Source organism: Gulosibacter molinativorax (assembly GCF_003010915.2).
GTDB lineage: Bacteria > Actinomycetota > Actinomycetes > Actinomycetales > Microbacteriaceae > Gulosibacter > Gulosibacter molinativorax.
Genome location: NZ_CP028426.1, coordinates 1,453,958 through 1,480,509, shown reverse-complemented (window position 1 = coordinate 1,480,509; position 26,552 = coordinate 1,453,958). Strand labels below are relative to the sequence as shown.

The 26,552-nt window shown below is 61.4% G+C and carries 29 protein-coding genes; 18 read left to right on the top strand and 11 right to left on the bottom strand.

Features of this window, described 5'->3' with window-relative positions; genetic code table 11:
- Positions 1 to 14: 14 nt before the first annotated feature.
- A complete protein-coding gene (locus tag GMOLON4_RS07035) occupies positions 15 to 629 on the bottom strand; it encodes an exonuclease domain-containing protein (protein WP_026936335.1) in 615 nt (204 codons plus the stop codon).
- Between the two features lie 123 nt (positions 630 to 752).
- Between GMOLON4_RS07035 and GMOLON4_RS07030 the strand changes: the two genes are divergently transcribed.
- The 6 genes from GMOLON4_RS07030 (at position 753) to GMOLON4_RS07005 (ending at position 6,055) form a co-directional block, all read left to right on the top strand.
- Positions 753 to 1,313 carry a hypothetical protein gene (locus GMOLON4_RS07030; protein ID WP_026936336.1) on the top strand — a complete coding sequence of 187 codons (561 nt, stop codon included), beginning with the start codon at positions 753 to 755 and terminating at the stop codon, positions 1,311 to 1,313.
- A gap of 27 nt (positions 1,314 to 1,340) precedes the next feature.
- Complete coding sequence (ychF, locus tag GMOLON4_RS07025; protein ID WP_026936337.1) at positions 1,341 to 2,414, top strand: redox-regulated ATPase YchF; 1,074 nt, start codon at positions 1,341 to 1,343, stop codon at positions 2,412 to 2,414.
- Between the two features lie 52 nt (positions 2,415 to 2,466).
- Entirely contained in the window at positions 2,467 to 3,009 is a 543-nt protein-coding gene (locus GMOLON4_RS07020; protein WP_026936338.1) for a type IV toxin-antitoxin system AbiEi family antitoxin domain-containing protein, read from the top strand.
- The gene (locus GMOLON4_RS07015; protein ID WP_026936339.1) at positions 3,006 to 3,833 is read left to right on the top strand and encodes a nucleotidyl transferase AbiEii/AbiGii toxin family protein; all 828 of its coding nucleotides are present in this window, start codon (positions 3,006 to 3,008) and stop codon (positions 3,831 to 3,833) included. Before GMOLON4_RS07020 ends, GMOLON4_RS07015 begins: the two co-directional genes overlap by 4 nt.
- Before the next feature lie 102 nt (positions 3,834 to 3,935).
- Entirely contained in the window at positions 3,936 to 4,565 is a 630-nt protein-coding gene (locus tag GMOLON4_RS07010) for an ABC transporter ATP-binding protein (RefSeq protein ID WP_051266450.1), read from the top strand.
- A complete protein-coding gene (locus GMOLON4_RS07005) occupies positions 4,562 to 6,055 on the top strand; it encodes a hypothetical protein (RefSeq protein ID WP_026936341.1) in 1,494 nt (497 codons plus the stop codon). Before GMOLON4_RS07010 ends, GMOLON4_RS07005 begins: the two co-directional genes overlap by 4 nt.
- A gap of 202 nt (positions 6,056 to 6,257) precedes the next feature.
- Here GMOLON4_RS07005 and GMOLON4_RS07000 read toward each other — a convergent pair whose 3' ends face one another.
- Entirely contained in the window at positions 6,258 to 7,457 is a 1,200-nt protein-coding gene (locus GMOLON4_RS07000) for an MFS transporter (RefSeq protein ID WP_084147380.1), read from the bottom strand.
- A 124-nt stretch (positions 7,458 to 7,581) separates the two neighbouring features.
- Positions 7,582 to 8,823, bottom strand: a complete 1,242-nt coding sequence (locus GMOLON4_RS06995) for a DDE-type integrase/transposase/recombinase (RefSeq protein WP_181244158.1) — start codon at positions 8,821 to 8,823, stop codon at positions 7,582 to 7,584.
- Positions 8,824 to 8,990: 167 nt separating this feature from the next.
- Between GMOLON4_RS06995 and GMOLON4_RS06990 the strand changes: the two genes are divergently transcribed.
- The 4 genes from GMOLON4_RS06990 (at position 8,991) to GMOLON4_RS06975 (ending at position 11,162) form a co-directional block, all read left to right on the top strand.
- Positions 8,991 to 9,599 carry a TetR/AcrR family transcriptional regulator gene (locus tag GMOLON4_RS06990; RefSeq protein WP_051266357.1) on the top strand — a complete coding sequence of 203 codons (609 nt, stop codon included), beginning with the start codon at positions 8,991 to 8,993 and terminating at the stop codon, positions 9,597 to 9,599.
- 326 nt (positions 9,600 to 9,925) lie between these two features.
- Positions 9,926 to 10,228 carry a hypothetical protein gene (locus tag GMOLON4_RS06985; RefSeq protein WP_106486560.1) on the top strand — a complete coding sequence of 101 codons (303 nt, stop codon included), beginning with the start codon at positions 9,926 to 9,928 and terminating at the stop codon, positions 10,226 to 10,228.
- 101 nt (positions 10,229 to 10,329) lie between these two features.
- A complete protein-coding gene (locus tag GMOLON4_RS06980) occupies positions 10,330 to 10,803 on the top strand; it encodes a nucleotidyltransferase domain-containing protein (protein ID WP_026936236.1) in 474 nt (157 codons plus the stop codon).
- Positions 10,803 to 11,162 carry a HepT-like ribonuclease domain-containing protein gene (locus GMOLON4_RS06975; protein ID WP_026936235.1) on the top strand — a complete coding sequence of 120 codons (360 nt, stop codon included), beginning with the start codon at positions 10,803 to 10,805 and terminating at the stop codon, positions 11,160 to 11,162. The genes GMOLON4_RS06980 and GMOLON4_RS06975 overlap by 1 nt, the downstream gene beginning before the upstream one ends.
- A 148-nt stretch (positions 11,163 to 11,310) precedes the next feature.
- Here GMOLON4_RS06975 and GMOLON4_RS06970 read toward each other — a convergent pair whose 3' ends face one another.
- From GMOLON4_RS06970 to GMOLON4_RS06960, 3 genes are all read right to left on the bottom strand, one after another.
- Positions 11,311 to 11,709, bottom strand: a complete 399-nt coding sequence (locus GMOLON4_RS06970) for a polyketide cyclase (RefSeq protein ID WP_026936234.1) — start codon at positions 11,707 to 11,709, stop codon at positions 11,311 to 11,313.
- A 300-nt stretch (positions 11,710 to 12,009) separates the two neighbouring features.
- Complete coding sequence (locus GMOLON4_RS06965; RefSeq protein WP_051266355.1) at positions 12,010 to 12,372, bottom strand: SbtR family transcriptional regulator; 363 nt, start codon at positions 12,370 to 12,372, stop codon at positions 12,010 to 12,012.
- Positions 12,373 to 12,534: 162 nt separating this feature from the next.
- Positions 12,535 to 13,008 carry a hypothetical protein gene (locus GMOLON4_RS06960; RefSeq protein WP_026936233.1) on the bottom strand — a complete coding sequence of 158 codons (474 nt, stop codon included), beginning with the start codon at positions 13,006 to 13,008 and terminating at the stop codon, positions 12,535 to 12,537.
- Positions 13,009 to 13,262: 254 nt separating this feature from the next.
- Between GMOLON4_RS06960 and GMOLON4_RS06955 the strand changes: the two genes are divergently transcribed.
- The 4 genes from GMOLON4_RS06955 to GMOLON4_RS06945 are packed head-to-tail and all read left to right on the top strand — an operon-like array spanning position 13,263 to position 15,120.
- Complete coding sequence (locus tag GMOLON4_RS06955; RefSeq protein WP_026936232.1) at positions 13,263 to 13,658, top strand: RidA family protein; 396 nt, start codon at positions 13,263 to 13,265, stop codon at positions 13,656 to 13,658.
- A gap of 55 nt (positions 13,659 to 13,713) precedes the next feature.
- Entirely contained in the window at positions 13,714 to 14,091 is a 378-nt protein-coding gene (locus tag GMOLON4_RS06950; RefSeq protein WP_026936231.1) for a hypothetical protein, read from the top strand.
- Entirely contained in the window at positions 14,078 to 14,677 is a 600-nt protein-coding gene (locus tag GMOLON4_RS16390) for a pyridoxamine 5'-phosphate oxidase family protein (RefSeq protein WP_407648538.1), read from the top strand. The genes GMOLON4_RS06950 and GMOLON4_RS16390 overlap by 14 nt, the downstream gene beginning before the upstream one ends.
- A complete protein-coding gene (locus tag GMOLON4_RS06945) occupies positions 14,572 to 15,120 on the top strand; it encodes a YtoQ family protein (protein ID WP_245575372.1) in 549 nt (182 codons plus the stop codon). Before GMOLON4_RS16390 ends, GMOLON4_RS06945 begins: the two co-directional genes overlap by 106 nt.
- Positions 15,121 to 15,196: 76 nt before the next feature.
- On the opposite strand, the gene GMOLON4_RS06940 is transcribed toward GMOLON4_RS06945, so the two are convergent.
- Positions 15,197 to 16,462, bottom strand: a complete 1,266-nt coding sequence (locus GMOLON4_RS06940; protein ID WP_265415410.1) for a hypothetical protein — start codon at positions 16,460 to 16,462, stop codon at positions 15,197 to 15,199.
- Between the two features lie 313 nt (positions 16,463 to 16,775).
- On the opposite strand from GMOLON4_RS06940, the gene GMOLON4_RS06935 reads away from it, so the two are divergent.
- The 3 genes from GMOLON4_RS06935 (at position 16,776) to GMOLON4_RS06925 (ending at position 19,322) form a co-directional block, all read left to right on the top strand.
- Positions 16,776 to 17,009 carry a FitA-like ribbon-helix-helix domain-containing protein gene (locus GMOLON4_RS06935; protein WP_026936228.1) on the top strand — a complete coding sequence of 78 codons (234 nt, stop codon included), beginning with the start codon at positions 16,776 to 16,778 and terminating at the stop codon, positions 17,007 to 17,009.
- Complete coding sequence (locus GMOLON4_RS06930; protein ID WP_026936227.1) at positions 17,006 to 17,464, top strand: type II toxin-antitoxin system VapC family toxin; 459 nt, start codon at positions 17,006 to 17,008, stop codon at positions 17,462 to 17,464. Before GMOLON4_RS06935 ends, GMOLON4_RS06930 begins: the two co-directional genes overlap by 4 nt.
- 64 nt (positions 17,465 to 17,528) lie before the next feature.
- Positions 17,529 to 19,322: a multicopper oxidase family protein gene (locus GMOLON4_RS06925; protein WP_051266353.1), complete on the top strand. Its 1,794-nt coding sequence runs from the start codon at positions 17,529 to 17,531 to the stop codon at positions 19,320 to 19,322.
- 21 nt (positions 19,323 to 19,343) lie between these two features.
- On the opposite strand, the gene GMOLON4_RS06920 is transcribed toward GMOLON4_RS06925, so the two are convergent.
- On the bottom strand, positions 19,344 to 20,597 hold the full coding sequence (locus GMOLON4_RS06920) for an MFS transporter (RefSeq protein ID WP_051266351.1): 1,254 nt from the start codon (positions 20,595 to 20,597) through the stop codon (positions 19,344 to 19,346).
- A gap of 265 nt (positions 20,598 to 20,862) precedes the next feature.
- Between GMOLON4_RS06920 and GMOLON4_RS06915 the strand changes: the two genes are divergently transcribed.
- Positions 20,863 to 21,666 carry an SDR family oxidoreductase gene (locus tag GMOLON4_RS06915; protein ID WP_026936225.1) on the top strand — a complete coding sequence of 268 codons (804 nt, stop codon included), beginning with the start codon at positions 20,863 to 20,865 and terminating at the stop codon, positions 21,664 to 21,666.
- A gap of 64 nt (positions 21,667 to 21,730) precedes the next feature.
- Here the strand turns inward: GMOLON4_RS06915 and GMOLON4_RS06910 are convergent, their stop codons facing one another.
- The 3 genes from GMOLON4_RS06910 to GMOLON4_RS06900 all read right to left on the bottom strand — a co-directional run bounded on the left by GMOLON4_RS06910 (position 21,731) and on the right by GMOLON4_RS06900 (position 26,550).
- Entirely contained in the window at positions 21,731 to 23,032 is a 1,302-nt protein-coding gene (locus tag GMOLON4_RS06910) for a hypothetical protein (protein WP_026936224.1), read from the bottom strand.
- Between the two features lie 39 nt (positions 23,033 to 23,071).
- The gene (locus GMOLON4_RS06905) at positions 23,072 to 23,983 is read right to left on the bottom strand and encodes an FAD:protein FMN transferase (RefSeq protein ID WP_035732133.1); all 912 of its coding nucleotides are present in this window, start codon (positions 23,981 to 23,983) and stop codon (positions 23,072 to 23,074) included.
- Positions 23,984 to 24,123: 140 nt separating this feature from the next.
- Positions 24,124 to 26,550 carry a flavocytochrome c gene (locus GMOLON4_RS06900; protein ID WP_026936222.1) on the bottom strand — a complete coding sequence of 809 codons (2,427 nt, stop codon included), beginning with the start codon at positions 26,548 to 26,550 and terminating at the stop codon, positions 24,124 to 24,126.
- Between the last annotated feature and the right edge of the window lie 2 nt (positions 26,551 to 26,552).

Below are 26,552 nucleotides of genomic sequence, written 5' to 3'. Positions count from 1 at the left end.
TTGATCGAGTGGCGTCAGAACGTGGCGCCTGCCACGAGGGAATCGAGCGCCGGTGGGTCTGCCGGTCGCAAACTGCGAATTTGAACGCCGGTTGCGTCGCTCAACTCTTCAATGTTAAGCCGACCACGGGTGTGAGCGACGTCAACGACGATCGCAGCGCACGCCTCGGCGTCAGCGAGCGCGTCGTGGTGGCGGGTGAGGTTGTATCCGGCGGCCTTGGATGCTTTCGGCAGTGCGTACGACGGCAGGACATAGTTGCGGCGGGCGAGTCGGAGGGAACAGAAATAGCGCAGTTGCGGAATGGGAAGCCGCGACGCGCGTGTCGCGGCAACCAATACGCCCATGTCGAAGGGTGCGTTGTGTGCGACCAGGACGTCATCCCGCACGAAATCGAGGATGCGGCGAAGGGTCTCGGGCCAGTCGGCCGCACCACGGACCATGGCGGCGTCGATGCCATGCAGCCTTACGTTGAAGGGAGCGAAATCGTCGTGCCCCTGGGGAGGGTGGATGAGCCACTCCTCGCTCGCGACCGGCTGACCGTCGCGCACGCGCAGTAGCCCCACCTGGCAGGCAGACGCGGGGGAGCGGTTTGCGGTCTCAAAGTCGATCGCGACGAAATCTACTGGCATGACCACCCATGGTGTCATGAGCATCCGACAACCAACCATGGGACGGTTCAAAAGAGGGTTCGACTCGGTAGCCTGGCACTACGGGTGTTGTCAGCAATGGGGGCGCCCGAGGAGGTGGCAAGGATGCTCACTGAATTTATTCGCGACCACGCGTTCTCGATCGCCTGGTTCGGGCTCATGACAATGGTCTGGCTCGGCTGGGCGCAGGAAGACCCCGAGCCGTCGAACCGCTGGAAACTCGGCGCTGGCTCGATTCTCGGCCTCGGGTTCGCCGGGATATTCGGCTTCACCGTTTTCCTGCACTGGCGGGACGGAAGTGCGCTGGATGGGAACTGGCACCTGTACGGAATACTTGTCGGCTCGGAGGTGCTCCTGGCTGCAGCAGGAGCCATCGCTCTCGCGTTTCGCGAGCTATCTCGCTGGACCGCCTGGTGGATCGCGCTCGTCGTCGCGGTGCATTTCATCCCGATGGCGCTGCTGCTACAAGACCTCTCGATGGCGATTCTCGGACTCATTCAGACGCTCGGGCTCTTCGTGTTGCTGCTTCGCTTGCGAACAGACGAGCACGCGACGAGTCGACGGGTTGGCCCCTTCATGGGCATCTCGTTGCTCGTGTTCGCCGTGATTTCGGCGGCCGTGTTCGTGCTTCGGGTTGGGTCGCCATCTGTACATCACGGCGGTTAGCCTCAGACGCGACTAGACTGGCTCCTCGTGGCTCTTACTATTGGAATCGTCGGTCTGCCGAACGTTGGCAAGTCAACCCTCTTTAACGCGCTCACCAAGAACACGGTGCTCGCCGCGAATTACCCGTTCGCGACGATTGAACCGAATATCGGTGTCGTGGAACTGCCCGACGAGCGCCTCGAGCGCCTCGCCGAGATCTTCGGCTCCGAGCGCATCCTGCCCGCGACCGTATCGTTCGTCGACATCGCGGGCATCGTGAAGGGCGCCTCTGAGGGTGAGGGCCTCGGCAACCAGTTCCTCGCGAACATCCGCGAGGCGGATGCGATCGCGCAGGTCGTGCGCGGCTTCAACGACCCCGACGTCGTCCACGTCGACGGCGAGGTCTCGCCCAAGAGCGACCTCGAGACGATCAACACGGAGCTCATCCTCGCCGACCTGCAGACCCTGGAAAAGGCGATCCCGCGGTACGAGAAGGAACTCAAGGGCAAGAGGATCGACGCGAGCGTGCTCGACACGGCGAACGCCGCCCGCGACATCCTGAACGAGGGCAAGCTGCTCTCGTCGTCCGCGCTCGATCTCGAGCCGATTCGTGAGCTTGGGCTGCTCTCGGCCAAGCCGTTCATTTACGTCTTCAATATCGATGAGGATGTGCTGGGGGACGAGGCGAAGCTGGCGGAGCTTGCCGCGCTGGTCGCGCCTGCGAAGGCCGTGTTCCTGGATGCGCAGACCGAGTCTGAGCTTATCGATCTTCCGAAGGAAGAGGCCGCGGAGCTGCTCGCCTCGCTCGGTCAGGATGAGTCGGGTCTCGACCAGCTCGCCCGTGTCGGTTTCGACACGCTCGGACTGCAGACCTACCTAACCGCCGGCCCGAAGGAGGCCCGCGCGTGGACCATCAATAAGGGCGACAAGGCCCCGCAGGCCGCGGGCGTCATCCACACCGACTTCGAGCGCGGCTTCATCAAGGCCGAAATTGTCTCCTTCGAGGACCTCTCGGCCGCGGGCTCGATGCAGGATGCGAAGGCCGCCGGCAAGGTGCGCATGGAAGGCAAGGACTACGTCATGCAAGACGGAGATGTGGTGGAATTTAGGTTTAATGTGTAAATCCGCATAGAAATTGGTGTCACAACTCTACCGTTTTCGGTAGTGTTGTGACATGCCTGCAGATCTGAAGTATCGGGACATCGTGCGCGAGATCGCGCTCGATCAGTACGGGTATGTCACCACGCGAGACGCGGTCGCCGCGGGAGTCCCCGCAGTTGAGCTACCTAAACTAGCTGCTCGAGGCGGGCTTCAAAACGTCGTATACGGGCTGTACCGCGTACCGGACATCCCTCCGACCCGATTCGATCAATTCGCCGAGGCTCTCCTGCGAGTAGGGCCGGAAGCATACCTTCACGGAGAATCGGTGTTGGCGTTGCTTGAACTTGCCGATGTGAATCCTCGACAGATCCAGGTCGCGACTCCCCGGCGGGCTCGTTCAAAGCTACCGGCTTTCGTCGATCTCACTTGGGTGAAAAATGAGGTGCGTACCCTCATGTATGAGGGGATTGAGTCGCAACCACTTGTTGATGCTCTTCTCGAATGTGGTGGACGCATCGAGAACGATCGTCTCTTGGTCGCTGCGAAGCAGGCACGATCGGCTGGCTTGCTAACGACAACCGAATGGCGAGAGACAATCAAGGGGTTGCAGCTATGACCTATTCGAGCATGCCCGCGAGCGTTCGGTCGTTGGAGCAGCGTCTCCGTAATCTTGAGGGCGACGAAGGACTGGTACTTCGTCGCCGAGTGAGCATGGCGCTAGTGGTAGTCGGTCAGCTTCTCCCGGAAGGTGCGGTTAAAGGGGGCAGTGCGATGGCATTGCGTTACGGACGGGAGACTCGGTTTACCCGTGATCTCGATGCCGCGCGAGTGCAGACGCTGTCTCGCTTTCGAAGTGACTTTGAAGAAGCCTTGGCACGAGGATGGTCGGGGTTCACCGGTCGATTGATCGAAAAGAAGGCACCTCGACCGCAAGCAGTGCCAACCGCGTATGTCATGCGGCCCTTCGACGTAAAGCTCGATTATCGTGGGCGGCCATGGTGCACCGTTTCGTTTGAGCTGGGTCACAACGAGATCGGTGACGCGGAAGTGCCAGAGTTTCGACTCGCTACCGATCTCGCCACGATGTTCACCGACGTCGGACTCGAGGCACCCAAGCCGGTGTCAGTGATGCGGGCCGATCACCAAATTGCGCAAAAGCTGCATGCAGTTTCCGCGAATGGTAGCGAACGTGCGCGCGACCTCGTGGACCTGCAACTCCTCGCCAATAGCGAAGACCTTGACCTTGTGCAGGTCGCGGCAACCTGCGTTCGTCTTTTCGATTATCGACAGCAACACGCTTGGCCGCCATTGATTGTTGCTGAGGAGCAATGGAGCACGCTATACGCGGAAGCGGCGGAGGGGCTGGACGTGCTGGAGACGCTCGAAATGGCGCTTGATTGGGTCAATGTCTTCGTGAAGCGAATCGCTGCATCGAGGTGATTGGCCACACAGTGTAGTTGCCGACTAATGGACGAATGACGATCGTCACATCGACTCAGGCCCTGATCTAGGGAATATTCCTGGTCTGAGAAGATGGTCAGCATGATCGAGATCGACGAGGCAAGTGTCGTTGTTGGGGGCGTGACACTTCTTCCGCCAGTCTCAACTTCAGTTCAGCGTGGTGAAGCGCTGGTCGTCCGCGGCAAGAATGGTGTGGGTAAATCGACGCTACTGCGCCTGATCGCGGGGGCCAGTTCGCCGTCGAGCGGCGAAGTGAGGATTAATGGAGTTGTCGTGCGAGAGCGTGACCGTCGTTTTCGTCGTCATGTTGCGGCGATGATTGGTTTACCGCCGATGGCCCCGGATCTCACTGTGCTCGATCACGTCTCTCTGGTCGCGACAACATGGCTAGATGAACCTCGCGAGGCAGTAGCACTGGCGCACAGTGTCATCGAAGAATTGGGCCTGCAAGAACTCGGCCATCGGTTCGCTCACGAGCTTTCTTCTGGTCAGACACAGCTATTCGGTATCGCACTGGTGCTGGCACGACCATTCGAAGTATTGGTCATGGATGAACCGGAGCAGCGGCTAGATCTCGACCGCATCCATACTGTGATCAAGGCCCTTTGTTCCCGGCGCGATGAGGGTGCGACCGTGGTCGTAGCTACTCACAGCCCCCTCGTTGCTGAGAAACTTGCAGACCGGACGCTGCTTTTGGAGGTGGCCAGGTGAACGTCCGCGTTTCGCAATCGGTCGCCGTCTGGCGGGACCGCAGCGTCCGAAGTATTGGTGATCAGGCTTACCTCGTCTACGTGATCATTATGGTCGCGCTCGTGACAATCGTTCCTGCCGTACGAGCAGTGTGGGTGGGCACCACCAGCGAGCAATCCTTAGCTGTCCTGTCCTCTGCGGTCGCGCCGAGCATGACATCGATAATCGTCGCAGTTCTCTGGGGTGCAATGTTGCTACTGGGACGGGAGCGTGGCCCCGCATTGCGTCACGTGTTCCCAACGTATGCGCTCGCGAACAGTGATATTCCTCCCTATGAATCGTTTCGTTCGCCGTTCTTTCGCGCTGGTTTAGTTGTAGTCGCGGCGACCACTGGCGTGGCTGCCTTGATCGGCAGCAGCTTGGTCAGCAATGGGATGACAGATCTCTTTGACGCGGTGATATTTGCCCTGGCAGGCATGCTTGTCGGACTCATAGCGGCGGTTTCATGGCTTGCAGGTCAAGTATTTCCTCGTGTTGCCGTGCCAGCCGCCGTGGCGGTGATTGCGCTGAGCGTGGCCACTTTCGCGTTTCCTGGTGCCCTATCGTTTATGCCATGGGGATGGGCCGGTCTCGCCTACCCAGGTCATGGAACGTTTGAGTTCATGGTGCCGCTCGCGCTTTTAGCCGCCGGGGCCATCTCGATCATCCCATCGCTAATGAATCGTCTTGGCGTTGCTCAGCTCGTAGCCCAGGCCGCGCGGTGGGAGTCGGTATCGAGTCTTGCGGCCGGTATGGAATTCGGTGCCGCTGCGGCGGTTTACCGAAGTAAACCAGGTGCTGGCCGTAACCAACGTGCTGTTCGACTTAGCGGAGGTGGAATGTGGCGGTTCCTTGTTCGTGACGCAATCGGGGCACGTCGAACTCCGAGTCGATTCGTTGTTGGGATACTCGGCATCGCTGCAGCAGGAATTCTTGTCACGCTCGCCACAACGTTCAATAGTGCGGGCTGGGTAGTTGGTGCGATTGCTGGGGTGGTCTTGTTTGCGGGGCTCGGTCCGCTCACTGATGGCGTCAGACATGCCGCGACGGTCGCGGCAGACTTGCCGCTGTACGGAATAAGCGATGAGCGCTTGCTCGTCAACCATGCAATTTTCCCGCTTACGGTCACCGTCATCGTGTTGATTGCGGCCGCTCTCCTGTGTTCGGTAGTTCTGGGCGTGGGAGGGGCCGCGCCCGCTATCAGTTCGGTAGCCCTCGGAGTGCTCACCGTCATCGCACGGGTGAGTGCCGCGCTCAAGGGACCGCTACCGCCTTCGCTACTCACCCCTGTCCCGACAATCATGGGTGATGTCAGCGTCATCGCGCGGCTCGCGTGGGCTATCGATGGTGTTCTTTTTGCTGCCCTGATTGGTGCTTCAGCGTCGCTACTGACTCTGTCCACACTGTTGCCCGTTGCAGTTACCATCGCGCTCATCTGCACAACCGTGCACCGCTGGCGGCGAAGAGCGTGATCGCGACATATCAAGTCGCTGGGAATCGGCTCTCAACAAGGCTGCGCGCTTGCGAGCATTCGAGGAATTAACGAGTTGGCGCTGCGAATCTGCACAACCTAGATGTACCTATGTTCCGGAACTCGGTCGAATTTAGATTTAATGTGTAGCGTCTGGCTACTCGGTCCCTTGCAATGGCATGAGCGGCCTGCTCGTCAATGGATCAGTTGATCAGTTGACCGGGTGTGCGCACGGGGCGGATGAAGGCTCCGGCGAAGGCTATCAAGGCGGCTGCAGTGAACGCCGCGGGTGGTCCAATGGCTTCGGAGAGGGCACCCACGATGGGGGCTCCCGCGGATTGGCCAATTGCGATGGCGAGGAATGCGAGTCCGACGCCGGCTGCTGGGGTCTGGGAGTAGACCGCGGTTCCCCAGATCAGTAGCAGCCCGGTCAGGCCGATGTAGGCGGCTCCGAAGCCTGCCGCAGCGATCCAGGCGAGAGATGGGAGGGTGGAGAGCAGCACGGTCGCGGTTCCCATGATGAGCATCGTCGCCGTCCATCCGGTGTGAATTCCGAATCGGCGAGTGAGATCGCCTGCTGCGGCACCGAGCACGCCGAACACACCGAGGAAGATCCACGCGATCGTCGAAGTTGTCTCGCCCATGCCGCCGACGGTGACGAGAACGTCGCGGCCGAACGTCCAGACGGCGGAGCTGGCGACTCCCATGAGTGCGGCGGCGGCGGTCAGCCTGCCGCTTCCGGCGGGTAGGAGCGGGCGGGGGAGCAGAGCGGCCACCGAGTCCTGGCCGGAACGGTCCGCCGGGCCGGAGGAGACCGCGACGGCGACCCAGATGGTCACCATGGCGCAGAGAATGGCGAAGATCAGCCAGGCGGCTCGCCAGTGCTCGTGCGTGAGCAGCGCGACCGGGCCGGCGATCGCGACGCCGACACCGGTGCCGGCGTTGATCACTGTCTGCGTCCGATCTCGCACTGACGGACGGACCGTATGCGCGACGGCGTGCGCCAGCGGTGGGGAGGCCACTCCGGTGCTCGACCCGGCGATGAGCACCCCGACCGCCAGTACGACCGTGTTGGGTGCTGCCGCGATCATGAGAATGCCGGCGGTGGCGATCGCTCCGGCGGCGAGGGCGACGACGCGCCCGCCGAACCGCGGGGTCAGCATCGTGGCAAGGACGATCGCCACGCAGTAGGAGACATACGAGCCGGAGGCGATCCCTCCCGCTGTGGTCGAGTCGAGGGAGAACTCCGTGCGGAAGACCGGCACGAACAGGCCGTAGGCGAAGCGGGCCAGGCCGTAGCAGACCGCGATCAGCGAGAGTCCCGCACCGGTCAGCCAGAGGGTCTCTCGTCGGCTCAGCAGCCCAGACGTACTGTTCTCGGTCGCCGCATCTCGTCCTCGCACACTCGCTCCAATCTCACAGACCGAGATGCCTCATGTCAATATGCCCGCGAAATGATCTCCATGCCTCACTTGTGAATGCCCGCGAAATCGTGCCCAACCCGGGCCAGGGTTTCGCGGGCACGGGTTAGCTCGCTTTGCGACGCACCCCACGACTGGTGTCAGGCAGTGGCTTCACGGTCGCGGCTTCCAACTCCAGCGTCGGGCGCTGCGCGAGGCCGGTCAACCGGCGTTGGAGGGACACGATCCGGCGGGCGAGTTCGGCGGGGTTCAGGCTGTCGCGGTACGCGGTCAATTCCGCGATCTGCGCGGGAGCGAGCACTTCCGCGTCCAGGAGCCGATCGAACGGGGTTCGCGGGTCGTCGTACACCCGTTTGCGGCGGCCGACGCGGTCGGTGCTGTAGCCGGTGGGTTTGATCGTGGGTGTGAAATAGTTCAACCGGTCATTGACCAGCGGCCACAGCTGGTTCAGTAGCGTCAGCGCTTCGGGGGTGTCATACCGCCAGTAGAAGCCGTAGTGCCGCACGAGATGGTTGTTCTTCGACTCGATCGTGGCCTGATCGTTTTTCTTATACGGGCGTGAGCGGGTGAAGAAAATCTTCCGGTCCGCGGCCCAACCGATCACTTCGTGGTTGATGAACTCGCTGCCGTTATCGAAGTCTAAGCCGGTGACTTCGAACGGGATGCTGGTGACACCTGCGTCGAGCGCGGCGAGGATGTGGATAGTCGCGTTGTTCCGGATCGAGCGGGTGAACCCCCACCCCGTGCGCATGTCGGTCAGGTTCAATGTCCGTGCGAACTCGCCCTTCAGCGTGGGGCCGCAGTGCGCGACGGTGTCGCCCTCGAAGAACCCGGGCTCGTCCTCGACTTCGTCACCGGCTTTGCGGATCTGGATCGAGGAACGCAGCAAGGGTGAGGGTTTTGTGGTGCTGATCCCGCGCAGCGGGTCGCTGGCGCGGGCCGGGGCGAGGTACCGGTCGATCGTGGCCGCGCTCATCGCGAGCAACTCTTCGCGTACGTCGGGCGAGTACCGCTGCTGGCCGTGAACGAGTTCGTGGTGGCGTTCGAGGGCATCGAGCTGTAGTGGCATGGAGACGGCGAGGTATTTGCCGCACTGGCCGCCGGTCGCGGCCCACACCCGCTGCAGTACCTTGGTCGCGTCGTAGGAATACTTCCGTGGCCGTGGTTTGCGTTCGGTCGTAACGGCCCGTGGTCCTGGTTTGGAGGCTTTCGCGAGTCGGCGTCGGGCGTTATCGCGGGACCAGCCCGTGACCGCGACGACCTCGTCCAACAGCCGGCCACGGTCCTTTTTCGAGGCGTTGGCGTACTGCCGGGCATACTTCCGGGTGATCTCTATTCGGGCGGCCATTGACAACTCACTTCCCATGCCTTGAGCGTCACCGTTTCACGGGCCTTTTTATGTGAGGCATCGAGGGTGTTTCGCGGGCACTTGAAGTGAGTCTTGTCGCAGACTTGTGAACCTTGCTCACGTTACGTATACTGATCTGTGAAGTCAATGTGGGGGGAGGAGCGAACATGGTGTCCGAGGACGACCTTGTCGAGGTGCTACGAGTGCCCGAGCTCACCCCCGGTGCGCGACGCATCCTTGACGTGGCCGGTGAGCTGTTTTATCGCCGTGGAATCCATGCGGTTGGCGTCGATACCATCGCTGCGGAGTCGGGTATCACCAAGCGGACTCTGTACGACCGGTTCGGTTCGAAGGAAAACCTCGTCGCGGCATACCTGCAAGCACGTCACCGCCGTTGGTGGGACTGCATGACGCAACGGCTCGTTGAGGAGCCGTCGTCACCGGTGCTCGCGCTGTTCGATTCCTACTTCAAGGATGCCGAGTCAACAAGTCGCGGCTGTGCGTTTATTAACGCTGCGGCCGAACTGTCTGCCGACCACCCAGGCTTTCGAGTCGTTCAGGCTCATAAGCACGCCGTGCGCCAGCAAGTACGCGCACTCATCCGCGAGAGTCATCCCGCTAACGCTGAGGAGCTCGCTGATCATGTGTTTTTATTGCTGGAGGGGGCGATCTCCCACCAAGGCATCGAGGGCAACGATTCGTTATTCGCACGGGCGCGAGGCGCGATCGCGCGCCTGCTTCAAGATAGCGGGTCCGAAATCTGTCCCTCCGTTTGACCCACGAACGCAGGCGGAATCACTCGCGGTCGAGTTGTGACTGTGTAGGAGGTGACCGATCCTGAAGTTGCTGCGGGTGACCTTGTTGGTGTGTGAGGGTTATTTGACGCAGTAACGTGGTGGTGTTGGGGTTCAACGTCTGAACCTTAACGCGTCACTGACGGCACTGTCTGCTTCGGTGGGGAGTCGTTCTGTTGGTGTGGCGGGCATTGTTCCGTCTGCACGAATGCTGCTAGCCTGCCCTGAAGTCTTCTCCACACACGGGTGCAACTGTTCCGCTCGACGGCAAGACCTTCGCTGGCGTCACCAACGCGGAGACCGGTCAGGTGGGGGTATCTACTCGCTTCGACTACCACCAGGAGGCTGACGAGATCTGGGCCGAGTATTCGGGCGGAGAGGTCGGAAGAGGGTACCTCGTGGGAACGCGTGCGGGGGATAGGCTTTCCTCCCGCTACGTCCACCTCGGTGAGGGTGGCACGACGGCGACGGACCGCTGCGAGAGTAAGATCGTGGTAATCGACGCCGGACGGGTCCGGTTCGAGGAATCCTGGGCTTGGGAGTCTCGTCCAGAGACCGGGAAGAGCATTGTCGTAGAGCTGCGGCCCGAGGGCGCTTCTGACGAGCGGTGAGTAACGTGAGGGGTCGGTGCGTACCGGTACGCGTTCGAATTTAGATTAAACGATTAGGCCGTGTCCTACTCTACGGCGGCAAGGCCGGATAAGGTTGCCTTATGAGCCTGCTGGCGGAATACCAAGATGCGCGACATGATGAGGAAATCGCGCGGCTACATCGTGTCTTCGCATTGCGTGCCTTGGTTGCCACGGGGATGAACCAACGCCAGATCTCCGAAAGGCTCGGTATTTCGCAATCTGCGGTGAGCCAGCAGCTGCGATCTGCGCCCGACTTGGCCAGCATTCATCCTGCAGATGTTCTTGAAGCGTCAGCACCGGTGTTGAAGCAAGTCGCAAAAGAGCACGGATACAAGCGGCTGGCGGTATTTGGGTCGGCTGCGCGCGGTGAAGCGCGCCAAGAATCCGATCTCGACTTCATCGTCGACGCACCGGCGGGGACCTCGTCGTTCGCGTTTCTAGGGTTCAAGCGCTTGGTTGAGGAGGTTCTCGGGCGTGAGGTCGACATGATCACGTATGGCGGTCTGTCGCCGAAGGCTGATGGTGACATCCGTCGAGACGCGGTGCTGTTGTGATGCAAGACAGGGCGGCTAAAGAACTGCTCCATGTTCAGGGATGGCTCGAGCGGTCGGCCGAGATTGTGGCGCGGGGTGAAGAGGCTTACTTGTCGGATGCGCTCCTGCAAGAGGCGGGTGACTCGCTGATGATGAAGGTTGGTGAGGCGGCGAACCGTCTCGCGAAATTAGATGTGCTTGCGCCCGACGGCGTTGAGTGGGCACTGGCTGTCGCTAACCGCAATTTCATCATCCACCAATACGACCAGATCGACCGCCAGCTCACCTGGCTGACGTTGTCGGCTGACCTTCCGTCGTGGAAATCGTCTCTGGCTTCGCTCTTCAATAAGGCTCGAACGGTGCTCAACTCCGAAGGTTGAAATTAGGTGAATATCGGGTCGGTCTGGGTTGCTTTCAAGGCGTACTTACGTGACGTGACTAGGTGGAGTTCCGGTTCAACGTGTGAACTCCGGGTCAGAGCTGTATTGCGTGCTGCAGATCATGTAGCCCGGGCCGCATGGAGGGGGCTCAGGCAGGCTTGTTTTCCAGGATGCTCTTGAGCCGAGCGAGGTCGGCCTCGACCATCGCGGCATCGCGATCGAAGTCGTCATCGCTCAGGTCGAGCTGCCGGAGCGTGAAAACCACCTCCGCACCGTCGGGATGGGTGAGCACCCTCAGCGGATTGGCCACCACCGCACCTGTGGGCAGCGTGACTTCATGATCGAGTACACCGAAGTCATTGGGCGGCACGAACTTCACGGTTACCTCACCCATTGGCGAGGCCACGACGAGCTGGTCCTCCCGGACTTCCGCCGCAGCCTCCGCTAGACCGGCTGCCCACTTGGGCAGGTTTTCTGGGGCGGCAGCGAACGCGTAGACAGCGTCCGGGCTCGCCGAGATGACGGTGCTGAGATGGCGGCTTTTCATGGGCACCATTCTGTCATTTCTGCAACTGCTGCAGGAAAAGTGAAGCTGCCTCGCGTCAACATGCTGGCAGCGGACTGTCCAACGTGTGGCGTCTTGGTGGAGTTCCGGTTGAGTGTCTAGCGTCATTGACGGGTTCCGTCATGCACTGGATTCATGATCAGATCGATCGGGAGCAAGGACACCAAGAGCATCTGGCGTGAGCAGATTGTCGAGGGCGTCGATCGCGCGGTGCAACGGGCGACACTGCTGAAGCTCGGGCTAATAAGTAAGGCATCTGCTCTTCGCAGCCGGACGGCAAGTTTAGTCTTGCTCCTTCCTCGTCGGCTGGAGCAGTGCGTGGGTTTGGGCCGTGGTCAGCGATTGGATGGGCAGTTCGGATTTGCGGCCGTCCGCGCGTAGCCCGTCGAGGGTGATCCACAGGTACCGGCGAGAGAGCTGCTCGGCGTCCTCGCGTCCCTCGATTGGAGGAGCATCCTGGGCGACGGCAGCCACCGCGCTGAACGCGATCTGGAGGAAGATCAGATCCGTGCCCGTCGCGTCTGGGCGCAGCGCCCCCGCGTCGCGCGCACGCTCGGCCACCTGGTTGACCAATGGCGCCAACCGGTCCCGACTCTCGTCGTACTTTGCGGGGCGACTGTGTCGTCCGGCGAAGATCTGGGCCATTCCTCGGTCTTTGGCCTGCAGGGCAAGGGACCGCTCGAGATAGCGAACGCCTGACGGAACAGCGACTGCGCGCGACTTATTTGAAAAGGGGTTTCGGTGTCTTCGAATTCTGATCGAGCCTCGACCGAGCGCGCCCCTTGGTTCGCGACCCTGCTGCTCGTCTTAAGGAAGCGGGTGGTCGCCCTTAATCACAAAGTATGAGCCGCGGATCTCACCCTCCAATTTTGAGCGCTGCCGGGCGAATTTGAAGGAAGAGAGCTCGGGCGGCACATCCATTCCCTCAGAGAGCTTAAAGCCCACCGCGCGCTTGCCGCCGTCCTCACGCGTCCACAGGACGTTGACCGCGAGCCCAGATTCGTAGAACACGTGCACCCAATAGATGCCCTCGACTTCGTTGACGCTCACTTCGAGCGCGCGAGAAGTGGGGACTATGTCGCGCTCCGAGCGGAGGATCTCCTCGACCCACTCGAGCTCCTCACTCGCCTCGGAGGTGGGCGCGACTGCGAAGGTGTGCTTGTACTTCGTCGAGAAGTAGCGTGCCTCGTTGGCGCGCAGGCCGGCCAGGGCCTCAGCGACGGGCGAGGAGTCGAGACCTTCGGTGGTGACTTCGCTGAAAGAGACTGGCTTTGCGTTCATACCGTCATCGTAGACCTGGGGCTCGCCTATGGCCGCGATGCCGCGAGCGATATCATCCGTTGCGTTCCTTCCATCGGCAGTCATGGGAGGGGCGGTACCAAACGGGTGAGTGCTCTCAACACGCGCTTGACCATCTTGGCGATGTTGAAGCGGCCTGGCGAAAGCGTATTGGCGCACACGAAGAATCACCTTGGTACCGTCGGATCAAGTTTGAATAGCGAACCTGATTAAACCGAAATCGGAGGAACGAAGTAATGGCCAGTATCAGGACGTACAGTCATGGTGTTCCACAAGAGGAAGCCGCGGGCCTTAGCGCTGGCTACAGCGTCAACGGCACGATCTACGTTTCGGGGCAAATGTCGCACGACATGCAAGGCAATTTTGTTGGCGAGGGCGACATCGAAGCGCAGACGCGACAGACGCTGGAAAACATTGATCGTGTGCTGGCGGGGTTCGGGGTCGCCAAATCGAATATCGCCGAAGTGCAGGTCTTCCTGACCGATGTCCAACGGGATCACGCACTCTTTAATGCAATCTTCAAGGAGTATTTGGGCGAGCATCGGCCAGCGGCCACGCTTCTTGGAATAGCGAGTCTGCCGGGCGGGCCGAGTCAACTCATCGAAATTCGAGTCGTTGCGTACGAGGACTAACGCGGTAGATCGTGATCTCGCTGAAGTCGCGTCGCGAGAGGAACAGCTGGCGTGGATGCAATCGCTCCGCACGCGCACTGCCTATGTTGAGTTTGTGTTCAATGACGGAGCCGACACCGAGCATCCACTGAGCAGCATGCTCGCGCACTTGCACTCGACGCGAACAGTCGGGGTCGGGCCCGGTAATGGCTACGCTAAGGAACGACCGAACTCGGTGACGCTCCGATACGCCTATGACCGCGACATCATCCGAGCGATCGAGAGTCTCGGTGGTTTCTTCCCCGACGAGTCGAATCCAAAGCATTGGACTGGGTTAGGTGACGTGGACGTCATATTTCTTGATGGTCGGGGGCACGTGATCGGCGCGACCGTCACACACGAGGGCATGCTCATCGGCGAAATTCCATTCACCGCCCGCGATGGAAAGATCTGAACATACGAATCTTTACATCACGCTTGGTATGGTCACCGCCAAGGCGCATTCCGCACCTAGACGTGGAGGAATACCGGTGACCATCTCTCAAGAAGACTGGAGCGTCGTTCGGCGAATCGTGCCGCGGACAATTCGCAGTTCATTGCACTGCAGCATCACTTCGTTGAACCCGGACGGCTCGCCCCACGTGAGTCCGATTGGATCGTTTCTTCCAACTGACAACGGTCACGGAATCTATTTCGACGCATTCAACGTCCAACTCGCGGCGAATCTAAGACGCGACCCCCGGGTTTCGATTCTCGCGGTAGATAGCGGTCCATTCATGTGGGCACGGTCGCTAATGAAAGGCCGCTTCACCAGACCGCCTGGAATTCGAATGACGGGAACAGTCGGGCCGCCGCGCCGATCCACCCCGAGCGAGGTCCGGCGATTCCATCGACTCGTCGGCCCACTACTGCGCACTCGTGGCGGGAAACTGATGTGGACATCATTACCAATCGCCCGCGACGTCAAGATCGAATACGTGGAGCCGATCTGGATGGGATCCATGACACCAGAAATCGATACACCAAAGAGGAGCCGTTAGCTATGAGTTTTATTGTCTATCTATCCGGCGAGATACACACCGAGTGGCGTGCCGAGGTGCAACGCGGGGCAGAGGCCGCGGGGCTGGATGTGACCTTCACCGCACCCGTGACCGATCACCCGGCGAGCGATGCCGCGGGAGATCACCTGGTCAAGACGGAAAGTCAGTTTTGGCGCGATCACCAGTCGGCGAAGGTGAACGCCATCCGGACGCGGACCCTGATCGAGAAGAGTGACCTGGTCGTCGTGCGCTTCGGCGATAAGTACAAGCAGTGGAATGCCGCATTTGATGCCGGCTACTGTGCGGCGCTCGGAAAGCCGTACGTGACGTTGCACGATACCGATATCGTGCATCCGCTTAAGGAAGTGGATGCCGCGGCGCAGGCCTGGTGCACGACGACCGACCAGGTAGTGGAGACACTGAAGTATGTGCTGAAGGCGTAAGCCATCCTGACGGTCGTCCGGACAACGAAAAACGCTGACGTAAGCATGTAAGGCTTCCGTCGACCGCGGCGCGATATTAGGAAGTAGTGTCCCGAATCGCCTCGCCATGTGCGGCGGATAGCTCCACCCCGTCGAGACTAATCTGACCGCCGTTGAGATGTACTGCATCCGCATTCTGACCGCTGGCAAACACGCCGCCGCCGATGTTGCAGGTGTCGACAGTGCCTTCGACTTCCAGCGTCGGGACGTTGTCGCCTCCTGTCGCGAGCTTGCCGCCGATTTCGAGCATCTCGATGTAACCGGCACGCTTCACGCTGAGCGCGATGGCCTGGAGCGTCACCTGTACGCCCTTGACTAGGCTCAGGCCCTCGCCCCCGGTTGTCGTAACATCGCCCGCAACCGAGAGCCGACGCAGCGGCTTGCTGACCTGGATGCCGATCGACCCATCCCCGGTCGTGGCGATGCTCTCAAAACGCGCCTCGTCGAGGCTGCCGTCATAGAGGTTGAAACCCCGCGCACCCTTGCCGGTCGTCACGATGGGGGACTGCACGTCGAGGACCCCAATGTCGCCGAAGTTCACGAATCCGATTCCGCTGGGGCCGTGCGAGGTCACGGGCGCAGTCGCGGTCCACGCGTGCACGGCACCCCAGTTATCGAGGACCATGTCGTTTTGGCCGTAGGTGGTGACGGGCCCGACGGACTCGACGTTCTCGACGGTGGCGCCGCTGATGACGAATACTCCACCCGAGATCAGGTCGGGTGTGCCTTCGGGAATGCCACCATCCGTGTGAATCTCCCCGGTACGCAGTCGAGCGACGCGAATCGTCCCGCCGTCCGCTTTTCCATCCCAGTCGCCGTGGCCGCCCACGAATACGCCCGAACCTCGAATGGGAGTTTCGGCGCTACCGGCGGAGATGTCCAGCAACTCCGCCGTCAGCGACACCCCCGGGTCGGCCTGCATATTCCACAGCGTGAAACCACCCTGCAGCGCGTCAACGCCGAACCCGTGCGGCCGAGCGGCGCGACCACGGACATCCGCACTCGCCACGTGGACGCCCTCAACTTGGACGTGACCGGATCGCACCTGATCCTTGGCGAGGATGAGGACCTGTCCGTGGGTCGTGACGTTGCGCAGCGTCAGGGTCCCCAGATCCGACACACTGGTGTCGTTCGTAATTGCGGTTTCATGGTCGGGTACCACGATGGTGACGTCTTCGAGCGTGTTGTCAGCGGTGAGCCGCACGCCTCGCGCGCCAAACCGAAGGGTGCCGCCACGCAATGTCGTCCCTGGCGGCAGGGTGATCATCGGCGAACCGGAGATTTCCCCATCCACCTCGATCACCGGGGCTCCTTCACTGAGTGCCTTGGCCAATTCTGCCGAGTCGTGAACTGTTATTGCATTCATCGTGCCGCTGTCCCTTCAAGGTATTGAAACCCGCGGGGTGCCGCGGAAGCATCCTGGGAGGTGTTGCCCAAGAAATGCTAGGCCCGCATTTCTTGACGCACTTGTGAGTCGCTGAACGGCAGCTGCGTATGGGGGATGCTCGTGGATGGCCGTCACCGGCCTCGACATTGAGCAATTGAGTCACAACTGTTCAGTGGTCTACTGTTGGCATGATTGATATCATCATTGATATCAAGAAGGAGGTGGTCACGTGTCATCAATCATTGTTCGTGGTCTCGACGATTCCGTGAAACGACGCCTGGCTGAACAAGCCAAGGAACACGGTCGTTCCATGGAAGCGGAAGTTCGTGACATTCTCACGCGGGCTGCGACACGTCCGCACATCGGCCTCGCCTTGGCTCAGGCTGCCCGCCAGGTCGGTGGTGTGGACGACCTCCAGATCCCGAAGCGTACCGACGCTGCCCGAGTTGTCGATTTCGAATGATTATTCTCGACACCAACGTGGTCTCGGAGCTGTTCCGGTCACAGCCAAACGCGACGGTGATTGGTTGGCTCGAGTCGTTGACTGACGATGTCGCGATCACCACAATCACGCTGGCCGAGCTACTTGCGGGCGTTCATCAACTTCCTGAGGGTCGGCGTCGGACCGAGCTGATGTCGGCCATCGAAGGAGCCATTGAGCCGTATCGCCACACGAAGTCGTTGCTCGCATTTGATGAGGACGCGGCGCGCGCATACGCGGATGTGGTGACACGGCGAAACAGCATCGGGCGGCCGATCAGTATGGCCGATGCTCAGATCGCCGCTATTTGTCGGGTACACGGGGCCGTCTGCGCGACGAGAAATGTCAAGGATTTCCTTGAGACGGGCATTGAGTTGTTTGACCCGTGGGGCGGCAATAGCAGCCGAGGCGCGACGTTAGGACTGACGCACTTGTGAGTCGCTGAACGGCGGCTGCGTGTTCTGACGGTAACTGTCGCGGGCCACAACTATGGTCGGATGCATGGCGAAGTCGCAGAAATTCCCGCTGACCCCATTCGTTGATCCATTGCCGCTACCTCGGCGGCTGATCGCCGCTGAGCACGGCGGTGAGTTGAGCGTGAGCATTCGGTCGGGCGCGCATTCGTTCCACCGAGACCTGCCGTCATCGCAGGTCTGGGGCTACGAGGGAACCGCTCCGGGCCCAACGATTGAGGTTGAGAGCGGCGAACAGGTGCGCGTCCGGTGGCGGAATGAACTCGATGGCGAGTTCCCCGTCGACGTGACAATTGCACCTGACGAGGTCGACGCTGAAGGAGTGCCTGTGCAGTGCCTCCCTGGCTTGAGCGGTGGCACGCCAGACGATAACGTTTCGGCGTTGAGCGGGTACTCGGTGGTGCACCTCCACGGCGGGCTGACTCCCGCGGTCTATGACGGCTGGACCGAGAATCTTTTCGCGCCCGGTCAGGATGCGTACAACACCTACCCCGGCAAGCAGCGGGCCTCGATGCTCTGGTACCACGACCATGTCATGGGCGTCACCCGCTTCAATGTCTATGCGGGGCTCGCAGGGCTGTGGATCATTCGCGACGAGCGCGAACGCGAACTTGGTCTGCCGGAGGGCGGCCCATATGAGGTTCCGCTGTTGCTTCAGGATCGCAACTTCGGGGTCGGCGCGGACGGAACACTCACCGGTCGTCTCGTGCATAAAACAGACCCTGGAGTGATGGAGGCGTTCGCCCCCTTCACTGTCGTCAATGGCAAGGTATGGCCGTTTCTCAATGTCGAGCCAACGACCTATCGATTCCGAGCGCTAAATGGTTCGAACGCGCGCACGTTCCGGCTCGTGCTGCTTCGAGACGGAGCACCCGACCACGGACGCATCACGCAGATTGGCACCGACGCGGGCCTTCTGCGCGAGCCAGTCGAGGTACCGGAAGACGGGCTCATCCTCGCGTCTGCGGAGCGGGCAGACTTGCTGGTCGACTTCTCGGACCTTCCCGAGGGGACGGTGCTCACCCTCTACAACACCGCGGGTGCACCGTTCGATGGTGCGCCGTTCCCCGCCGCCGAGGCGGAGGATGCGGCGGATCTCGATGCGATGCTTCCATTCCCGCAAGTGATGCAGTTTCGCGTGGGGCCTCGCGTGGGCCCTGGCGAGGTGAAGTCACAGCCGGTACCGCACAAGCTCGCGACCGACTACGTCCGGGTCCGTGACGAGGAACTTGACGGTGCCCCGCGTCGCGCGATTGCGTTAGTCGAGCGCGAAATGGCTGGGATGCCCAATATGCTCACGATGCGTGAGCTCGAAGCAGTGGGGGATGGAGCCGAGTCGACGGAATCGCTCGTCAAGATCAGCGACGGCGATGACGTCACGCGGTATCGCTCGGTTGCCGCGCACTTCGAGGACACGACGACGTTCTTTCCGATGCTCGGTGAGTACGAGATCTGGCAGCTCATCAATCTCACCGAAGACACGCATCCGATTCACGTGCATCTGGACCCCTTCCAGATCGTGGCGCGTCGGCCAATTACCTGGTCCATTCCAGACGGTGGAATTGGCGATCGCGATCTGACCGCCGAGGTGACGATCGGGCGGGGCCCCGACGATGGTCTCGATCACGGTATTGACGACAATGAGCGCGGCCTCAAGGACACGGTCCGGGTCAATCCCAACGAGATCGTCGAGATCGCGGTGCGGTTCCACACCTACGCCGGCCGGTTCATGTACCACTGCCACATCCTCGAGCACGAGGACCGCGACATGATGCGGCCGTTCGTCACGATGCCGATGGAACTCATGCCGTTTATGTCGTAGCGCTGCAGGGCACCGGCCGACCTAGCGTGGCGCGTTTTTCGACGCGCGCGACTCTGTCACGAGGAGGAGTACGAAGGCAATCGCCTGCCCCAATGCCACCACAACGATGAGCCAGGGGAGCGAGACATCGTAGAGCGCGCCGACCACGAGGCCGCCAATAAGCGCAGCCAAGCCCTGGATCGCGGCGAACACGCCGTACGCGCCCGCGAGCCGCGACTGCGGGACGAGCTTTGCGACGACGGCCTTGATCGTCGCATCCTGGATGCCCGTGGCCATACCCCAGAGGGCGATGCCGAGTAGTGCCAACCACAGTGAAGCGCTCAGCGACAGGGCCGGTACGAGCGCGGTTAGTACGGGGACGACGAGCAGCACCCGGGTGCCGACTTTGTCGTAGATCCAGCCGTTGCCGAGCGCAGCGATCGCGCCGAAACCCATCGCGACGGCGAAGACGGTCGGGATGAGGGGAAGTGGCACCATACCGGAACGCTCAAGGTGGTACGAGACGATGCCCCAGGAAACGAGTCCTCCCGAGATTAGACCGGCGGCGAGTGCGTAGACGAAGAAGCTCCTCGGAAGGTCTCGCCCGAGCGCCAGGTCGAGGTAGCCGCTCTTGCGCGTCGCTTTCGGAGCATCCTCGAGAGGAACTTCGGGGTTATAAACCGAGAGGTCGGGCACCTGCTTGCGGAGGTAGAACAGAATGGCCATCGTGATGATGCCGGGGATGATGAGCACCGCGTAGGCCAGCGAGACCTCTCCGCGCCACGCCAGCACCGCGGCCACGAGGAGCGGTCCCGAGACCGCTCCGATCATGTCGAGCGACTTATGGACGCCGAACCCGCGGCCATGGCCAATCCCGCTCGACGCCTGGGCGAGTAGCGCCGACTTCGAGGGACTTCGGAAAGCCTTGCCCACGCGCTCGACGATGATGAGCGTCGAGGCGACGATTACGCCAGCGGTGCCGAGTGCGGGCGTCACCGCGAGGAGGGGGATGCACAGCGCGGTGAGCCCGTAGCCGGCGATCGTCCAGGTCCAGTGATTGCCTTTTTTGTCGGCGAGGGGGCCGGCAACTAGCCGCAGTAGCAAAGACACGGCCTCGGCAGCGCCGGTCACGAGGCCAACCACGAGGGCGGATGCGCCGAGGGAACCGAGTAGCGGGCCGTATAGCGATTTGCCACCGTCGGCGACCATGTCGGCAAAGAGGCTGACGAGGCCGAGCCCGGTCACCATCTGCCAGGGGCGGAGTCGGGGAGTGGGCGATGAGTTCGTACTCTTCACGAGGACAGACTAGTCCTGTTCATAAATCGACGGTTGTCGTGAATCTGCACTCCGTGCACTTCGTGCGAGCGTGGCCTCGTAGCCGCACCACTGACTCTCGCTGACTGCTTGACGACGCGTTGTAGCAGGCCTGGTGGAGCACCCGCCTCTGGAATTCCGAGGATGCGGGAGTAGGTATGTAGTTGGGCTCGTTCGAGCTCAAAACGGCAGATCGCGGTGAGATTGTCCGAAGTACGCTCGGCTAGCCGCGCAGAGAAGGAGAACCATGTCGAGAAATATTGTGGTGACCGGTGCAGGATCCGGCATCGGTGAGATGGCGGCCAAGCTTGTCGTGGAGCGAGGCGATGTTGCTATCGGCCTCGACCTCAAGAACGCGGAGTTCGAAGTCGACCTCTCGAACCAGGATTCCATCGCCCAGGTCGTCGAACAGGTTTCGGCGAAGTACGGCACCGTCGACGGCGTAATCGCGAACGCGGGCACGCAGACGAACTCGCCGCTCGACCTCAAGGTCAACTACTTCGGTGCCGTGGACACCGTGCGAGCGTTCCTGCCACTACTCCAGAAGTCGGAGAACGCGCGCGTCGCTATCACCGCATCCGGTGCCAGCCTGCAGCCGACCGACACGAACCTCGTCCAGTTGCTGCTCGACGACAAGCGCGAAGAGGCCATTGAATACGGCAAGTCGCTGCAGGAGCAGGGTCCGGAGATCGGTTACACGAACTACTCGGCTTCGAAGCGCGCAATCGCGACCTGGGTACGTCGAGTCGCCCCGACCGATGAGTTCGCCGCCTCCGGCATCGGCATCAATGCGGTGGGCCCCGGCGTCGTTGCGACCCCCATGACCACGGAACTGCTGTCAACCGAAGAGGGGCGCGCGCTCGCCTTCGGCGCCATGCCGGCTCCCTACAACGGTGCGCTTCGCCCCGAGGACGTTGCTGACGTGCTCGTCTTCCTCGTCTCGGGTCTTAACCGTTCAATGACCGGCCAGATCATCTACATCGACGGTGGCTTCGATTCCATCCGTCGCGGCGAAGACATCTGGCACGCGCCGAAGTCAATGGACCAGTAACGCCACACGTTCCAACCACACGTTGTCGCGGCTTCCGCTCGTCTGGAAGACGCGACAACGTGTTTCAGGGTGAATCTGAGACTCGGCGACTCACTGCCTCAGCGACGAGCATCGTGAATGACGGGAAGCGATCAGCATCCTGATCAATGTCGAGCGCACCCGCATCGAGAAGATTCCACGAGTGCTCCGACGCATCGAAGACAAGGATCCGGTCGTCCATCTGTCCTACGGCAAAGAGATGCTCGGGTAGGTCGTCTTGTACACGCAGCATGGCCTCGGAGCCGTGCAGGATGAGCCCATTCCATTCGAATCCGTCGCACAGCCCGAGAAACTCTTCGAGATCTGCGCCCGGTTGACGGCCAGTTCGGCGGGCGAAGAACGTGGTTGCGTGACGTGTGGCGGAACCGCCCGCGGGCGGCCTCGCAATACCGCGCGGCAGCGACTCGAGAAGATCCGAAACGTCAGCCACGGAATCGATGCTCCCGCTTCGCCGCGTATCGACGGGTGAATCGGACTCCAACGGGTCGAGCTGATCTGGCGCGGGAGGATGCTCCGGGTCGCCCTCCCCGAACACCGCAGCGATCAGATCGGCCAAACTCGAGAATCGCCGCTCTGGAAGTACCCAGCTATACGGGCCGGCGACGAGCTGCCACTGCCGCTCGCGGCTGTTGAACACGATGGCCTCGCGACCCGCATGCCCAGCTTGAATCGCCCACTGGCAAGCGGGATCCGCATCCCACGACGCTTCCGAGAATTGCCTGGCCCCGAATATCACCAACCCGTCTCGATCGACTCCGTCCGTGCGCTGCCAAAGCTTCCTCAGTTCTTGGCCGCTCACACCAGTCCGTTTCATGAATGTCGCAGCGGCACGGGAAATATCCTTTGGTGCGGCGGGTTCGGTCAGGACTGGTACTCGCGAGAGAAGATCCTCGAGTGGCGGAGCACCGATCGCTTCTGGCTCTGGGACATAACCGGGCAGGTGCCTGCAGAAGAGGTCGTGGAGCAGCTCGGCATCGCTGGCATATCGCTGCACGACATCCCGAGAGTAGGTGGTCATTTCGACCCAGGATTCTTCGACCCGATGCCACCCGAATGCGTTGCCGCCGAGGCCAACCGGGATAAGGGGCGCGAGCGACTCCGACCAGTCAGCCAGTGCATCCACTGAGCTTTCGCCGACCCCGAACACATTGATGCCAGCGTGGTCGAGGCCGTTCGTCCGGGCAAGGAGTGCGCTCAAGGTCGGGGCCTCGGGTAGTCCTGTACTCGACAGCACCTCTCGCACGACTTCCTGGTCTGCCCCAGGCGGATGCGCGGGTAGCGCCCCGAGCGCGCGTTCGACAATCTCGTCGGTGAGGCGCGTCTCCACTATTTCTGCTCCAAGATATCTGCTCCAAGCGGTGAGTATTTATGTGGTACCAACGACCAGTTGATCGCCTAGGTCGCCGGATGCATACACCCGCAAACCATCGGTAATCACGACGGCGGCCAGACCTGGCTCCGCCCCGATCGCAGCGAGGATGTCAGGGGCTGGCCGGCCGAAGAGTCGACTCGTCCAGATTTCCCCATCGACCGACTGCGGGGACACGATCGTCAGCGACGCGACATTCGTCTCGATCGGGTATCCGGTCGCCGGATCGAGGATGTGGTGAAAGGATCTTCCGTTCCGGTTGAGGGTGCGCCGGTATACGCCCGAGGTGACTACCGACTGCTGCGCGACGGACAGGTATCCCGCGAGCTGGTCATCCGGATGCTGTGGGTGTCGGAGGCCGATCCGCCAGCGGCCGTCATCCTGCCGGGGTGAGTGACCATACGTCAGCACGTTGCCGCCGAGATTGATAAACGCCGACGTCACCTCCTGCTCGCGAAAGTAGTCGACAAGTCGGTCCGCGATATAGCCCTTGGCGATCGCCCCGAGATCAAGTTTCATCCCAGGCTGGCGCAGAAACACTTGTCCCTTGCCCTCGTCCAAGTCAATCTTCGACGGGTCGATGCGCGCCAATGCCTCGGAAATCTCGCTCGGAGTTGGAACTCTCGCGTCCGCAAAACCGATTCGCCAGAGTTGTACGAGTGGGCCAATGGCGATATCGAGCATGGAGTCGGCGGGGAGGCTGTGCTCAACCCCCAACGCAATGAGTTCGAACAGCTCAGAATGCACGGCAACGGCACGCAGACCAGCGTCGCGGTTGATCGCACCCAGCTCGGAACTCGGGTCATTTGCGCTAAAACGGTGCTCGTAGACGCGAAGTCGGCGCACGGCCTCGGTGAGGATCTCGCGAGTCGATTCGGCCTCGACCTGGAGCTCAATAATGGTCCCCATCAGGTGGACCTCAGCTTGTTCGATCGGCACCCTTACCCCTCACCCGCGACTCGGAGAACTCGAAATACACGGCCGATGAGTCGCGGGCGGCGACAAAAATATGCCGCCGCCCGAGCGCTCACCGGTGTTACTGTCCAGGACTAGGCCTGGCCGTTCGCCGCGTTCGCTCCGGCGAACCGACCGAAGGTGAAGATATCCGCCAGCGCGTTGCCGCCGAGGCGGTTGCCGGCGTGGATACCGCCCGCAACCTCACCCGCCGCGTACAGGCCGGGAATCACGTTGCCCTCCGTGTTTAGCACCTCGGTCTTCGTGTTGATCTTCACGCCACCCATCGTGTGGTGCACAGCTGGACGGCGGGGCGTGGCGTAGAACGGCGCCTGGACCACCTTGAGGTCGAAGGCCGACTTGTGGAACTCCGGGTCCTCACCGGCGTCCGCGTACGAGTTGTACTTGTCGATCTCTTCCACCAGCACGGCCGGCTCGATGCCGATCTGCTCGGCAAGCTCCTCCAGCGTGTCTGCGCGATAAAGCGTGCCGTCGTTCTTGGTGACCTGCGCATCCAGCATTTCCTGATTCGTGTTGAACGCCGTCTTTTTGATCTCGTCGTCGGCAATCAGGTAATACAGGGTGCCGTTTTCGATCGCGGCCTTCGAGATCTCGTCGCGACTACCGAACTCGTTGACGAAGCGTCGCCCCTGCTGATTCACCATGACGAAGTTCGCGGGCGGTACCTGCAGCCCGGTGAAAAGCGCGCCAGTCTTGGGGTCGCACGTGGGCAGCATCTGGATGAAGCCCATGTCCACGAGCGCGGCGCCGGCTTGCAGCGCGAGGTTGATGCCGTCGCCCTGAATTGCGGGGGAGTTCGACGTGGTGGTGTCGTCGGCGATCTCCTGCCAGTACGTGTTGTACTGCTGCAGCATCTTCGTGTTTGAACCGAATCCACCGCTCGCCAGGACCACGGCCTTCGAGCGAACGATCACGCGCTGATCGCCGTTGCGCGCCTCGACACCGACGACGCGCCCTTCCTCGATGAGCAGCTTCTGCACGTCCATTTCGGTACGGATATCGCCGCCATTCGATTCGACCCACTGCGACAGCGCCTGCACGAACGCGAAGCCTTCGTTCGCAATCGGCTTGTGGCCGCGACGCCACAGCGCACCGACCGGCATCGAGACCTGCTCGTAGTCGAACTCGACCCCGATGTCCTCGAGCCAATGGACCGAATCGAGCACGTTGTCGGTGAGCAGCTTGACGAGCTCGTAGGTGCCGTAGGTGCGCGTCCCGGTCAGGTCGGTGCGCACGCCACCGAGGTAGGTCTGGATGCGGTGCAGCAGGCTCGAGTCGAAGAGGTACTCGTCCTTGCCCTCGACTTCGGCGAAGTATGCGCTGATCTCACCTTGGAGGGCGCGGAAGTCGTCGAGGTACTCGGCATCGATCTCTGATTCGGGTGTCTCAGAGATTCCGCGGAGCGTCGCGTCCTCACCGGCCAGGGCAGCAAACTCCTTCTGCCACGTCGGGTCCGCGGAGTTCATGGGGCCGCCGGTCCGCACCGTGTTGCCACCGATCGCCGGGAACTTCTCCAACACGATTACTTGCTTGCCGTTTTGCAGCACCGAAGCTGCGGCCGCCAGGCCGGCACCCCCAGCGCCGACGACGACCACATCGGTGTCGAGGGTAATCGGGGCCGACTGGGATGCCTTGCTCGGCTTGGGGCGATTGCGAAGGATCTCCGGATCGGCGTTGGCGAGTTCGACCGCGTCGGCGACGCCGTTGAGCACGCCCTGACTGGTCGCGGTGGCGCCCGAGATCGTGTCGATGTTGAGGGTCTGCCCCGAGATGATCTGCTCGGGGATGCGCGTGAACACCACATCGGCGATGCCCTGGGTTTCCGTCGAGGTGTCGATCTCGATGTCTTCGATACGGTCCCGACCGAAGGTCACGGACATCGGTAGCTTGCCGTGGTAGCCGACCGCGCTTACCTGATAGGTACCGGGTTCGAACTCGATGTCCTCGGGGAGGTTCAGGAGGTTTGCGACGCCGATAAACCGCACAAATCGCTTGAGGCAGGAGCTGAGGAACGCGACCGTGTCCTCATCCTTAAGTTTCCCGTATTCATCGAAGGCCTCGTGTGCGGTTCCGAGCAAGAACTCGTTGCCGGGCATGACGAGCGAGTTCACGCCAGGTGAATCCAAGATTTGTCGGAGGTGGAGTTGCGCACGGGATGAGCCCTGAACGTCGTTTGACGCGCCGACGATCATCACCGGTTTTCCCTGGAATGGATGCAGTTTGAACGACATCCATTCGATGAAGCTATTAAGTGTGGAGGGAATCGAGTGGTTGTATTCGGGGGTCGCGAGGATTACGCCATCGGCTTGCTCGATCTTTTCGGCGAGCGACGCCATTGGCTCGCTTTCGGCTTGATCGCTGCTCGCATCGAACATCGGCAGGTCCGCGATTTCACAGACCTCGAACTCGACGTCATCCGAAAATTGGGTGGCAATAAAGTGCAGCAGGGTCCGGTTATAAGACTTTTCGGCGTTCGAGCCGACAATACCGACGATCTTCATGG

Coding starts and splice junctions, on each gene's coding strand:
- GMOLON4_RS06965 (WP_051266355.1), bottom strand. CDS start 12,372: ATGGCCCAGATCTTCGCCGGACGACACAGTCGCCCCGCAAAGTACGAC.
- GMOLON4_RS06960 (WP_026936233.1), bottom strand. CDS start 13,008: ATGAACGCAAAGCCAGTCTCTTTCAGCGAAGTCACCACCGAAGGTCTC.
- GMOLON4_RS06950 (WP_026936231.1), top strand. CDS start 13,714: ATGCAATCGCTCCGCACGCGCACTGCCTATGTTGAGTTTGTGTTCAAT.
- GMOLON4_RS06930 (WP_026936227.1), top strand. CDS start 17,006: ATGATTATTCTCGACACCAACGTGGTCTCGGAGCTGTTCCGGTCACAG.
- GMOLON4_RS07010 (WP_051266450.1), top strand. CDS start 3,936: ATGATCGAGATCGACGAGGCAAGTGTCGTTGTTGGGGGCGTGACACTT.
- GMOLON4_RS07015 (WP_026936339.1), top strand. CDS start 3,006: ATGACCTATTCGAGCATGCCCGCGAGCGTTCGGTCGTTGGAGCAGCGT.
- GMOLON4_RS06925 (WP_051266353.1), top strand. CDS start 17,529: ATGGCGAAGTCGCAGAAATTCCCGCTGACCCCATTCGTTGATCCATTG.
- GMOLON4_RS07030 (WP_026936336.1), top strand. CDS start 753: ATGCTCACTGAATTTATTCGCGACCACGCGTTCTCGATCGCCTGGTTC.
- GMOLON4_RS06900 (WP_026936222.1), bottom strand. CDS start 26,550: ATGAAGATCGTCGGTATTGTCGGCTCGAACGCCGAAAAGTCTTATAAC.
- GMOLON4_RS06995 (WP_181244158.1), bottom strand. CDS start 8,823: ATGGCCGCCCGAATAGAGATCACCCGGAAGTATGCCCGGCAGTACGCC.
- GMOLON4_RS06970 (WP_026936234.1), bottom strand. CDS start 11,709: ATGAAAAGCCGCCATCTCAGCACCGTCATCTCGGCGAGCCCGGACGCT.
- GMOLON4_RS07020 (WP_026936338.1), top strand. CDS start 2,467: ATGCCTGCAGATCTGAAGTATCGGGACATCGTGCGCGAGATCGCGCTC.
- GMOLON4_RS06980 (WP_026936236.1), top strand. CDS start 10,330: ATGAGCCTGCTGGCGGAATACCAAGATGCGCGACATGATGAGGAAATC.
- GMOLON4_RS06955 (WP_026936232.1), top strand. CDS start 13,263: ATGGCCAGTATCAGGACGTACAGTCATGGTGTTCCACAAGAGGAAGCC.
- GMOLON4_RS06975 (WP_026936235.1), top strand. CDS start 10,803: ATGCAAGACAGGGCGGCTAAAGAACTGCTCCATGTTCAGGGATGGCTC.
- GMOLON4_RS07035 (WP_026936335.1), bottom strand. CDS start 629: ATGCCAGTAGATTTCGTCGCGATCGACTTTGAGACCGCAAACCGCTCC.
- GMOLON4_RS16390 (WP_407648538.1), top strand. CDS start 14,078: ATGGAAAGATCTGAACATACGAATCTTTACATCACGCTTGGTATGGTC.
- GMOLON4_RS06990 (WP_051266357.1), top strand. CDS start 8,991: ATGGTGTCCGAGGACGACCTTGTCGAGGTGCTACGAGTGCCCGAGCTC.
- GMOLON4_RS06905 (WP_035732133.1), bottom strand. CDS start 23,983: ATGGGGACCATTATTGAGCTCCAGGTCGAGGCCGAATCGACTCGCGAG.
- GMOLON4_RS06915 (WP_026936225.1), top strand. CDS start 20,863: ATGTCGAGAAATATTGTGGTGACCGGTGCAGGATCCGGCATCGGTGAG.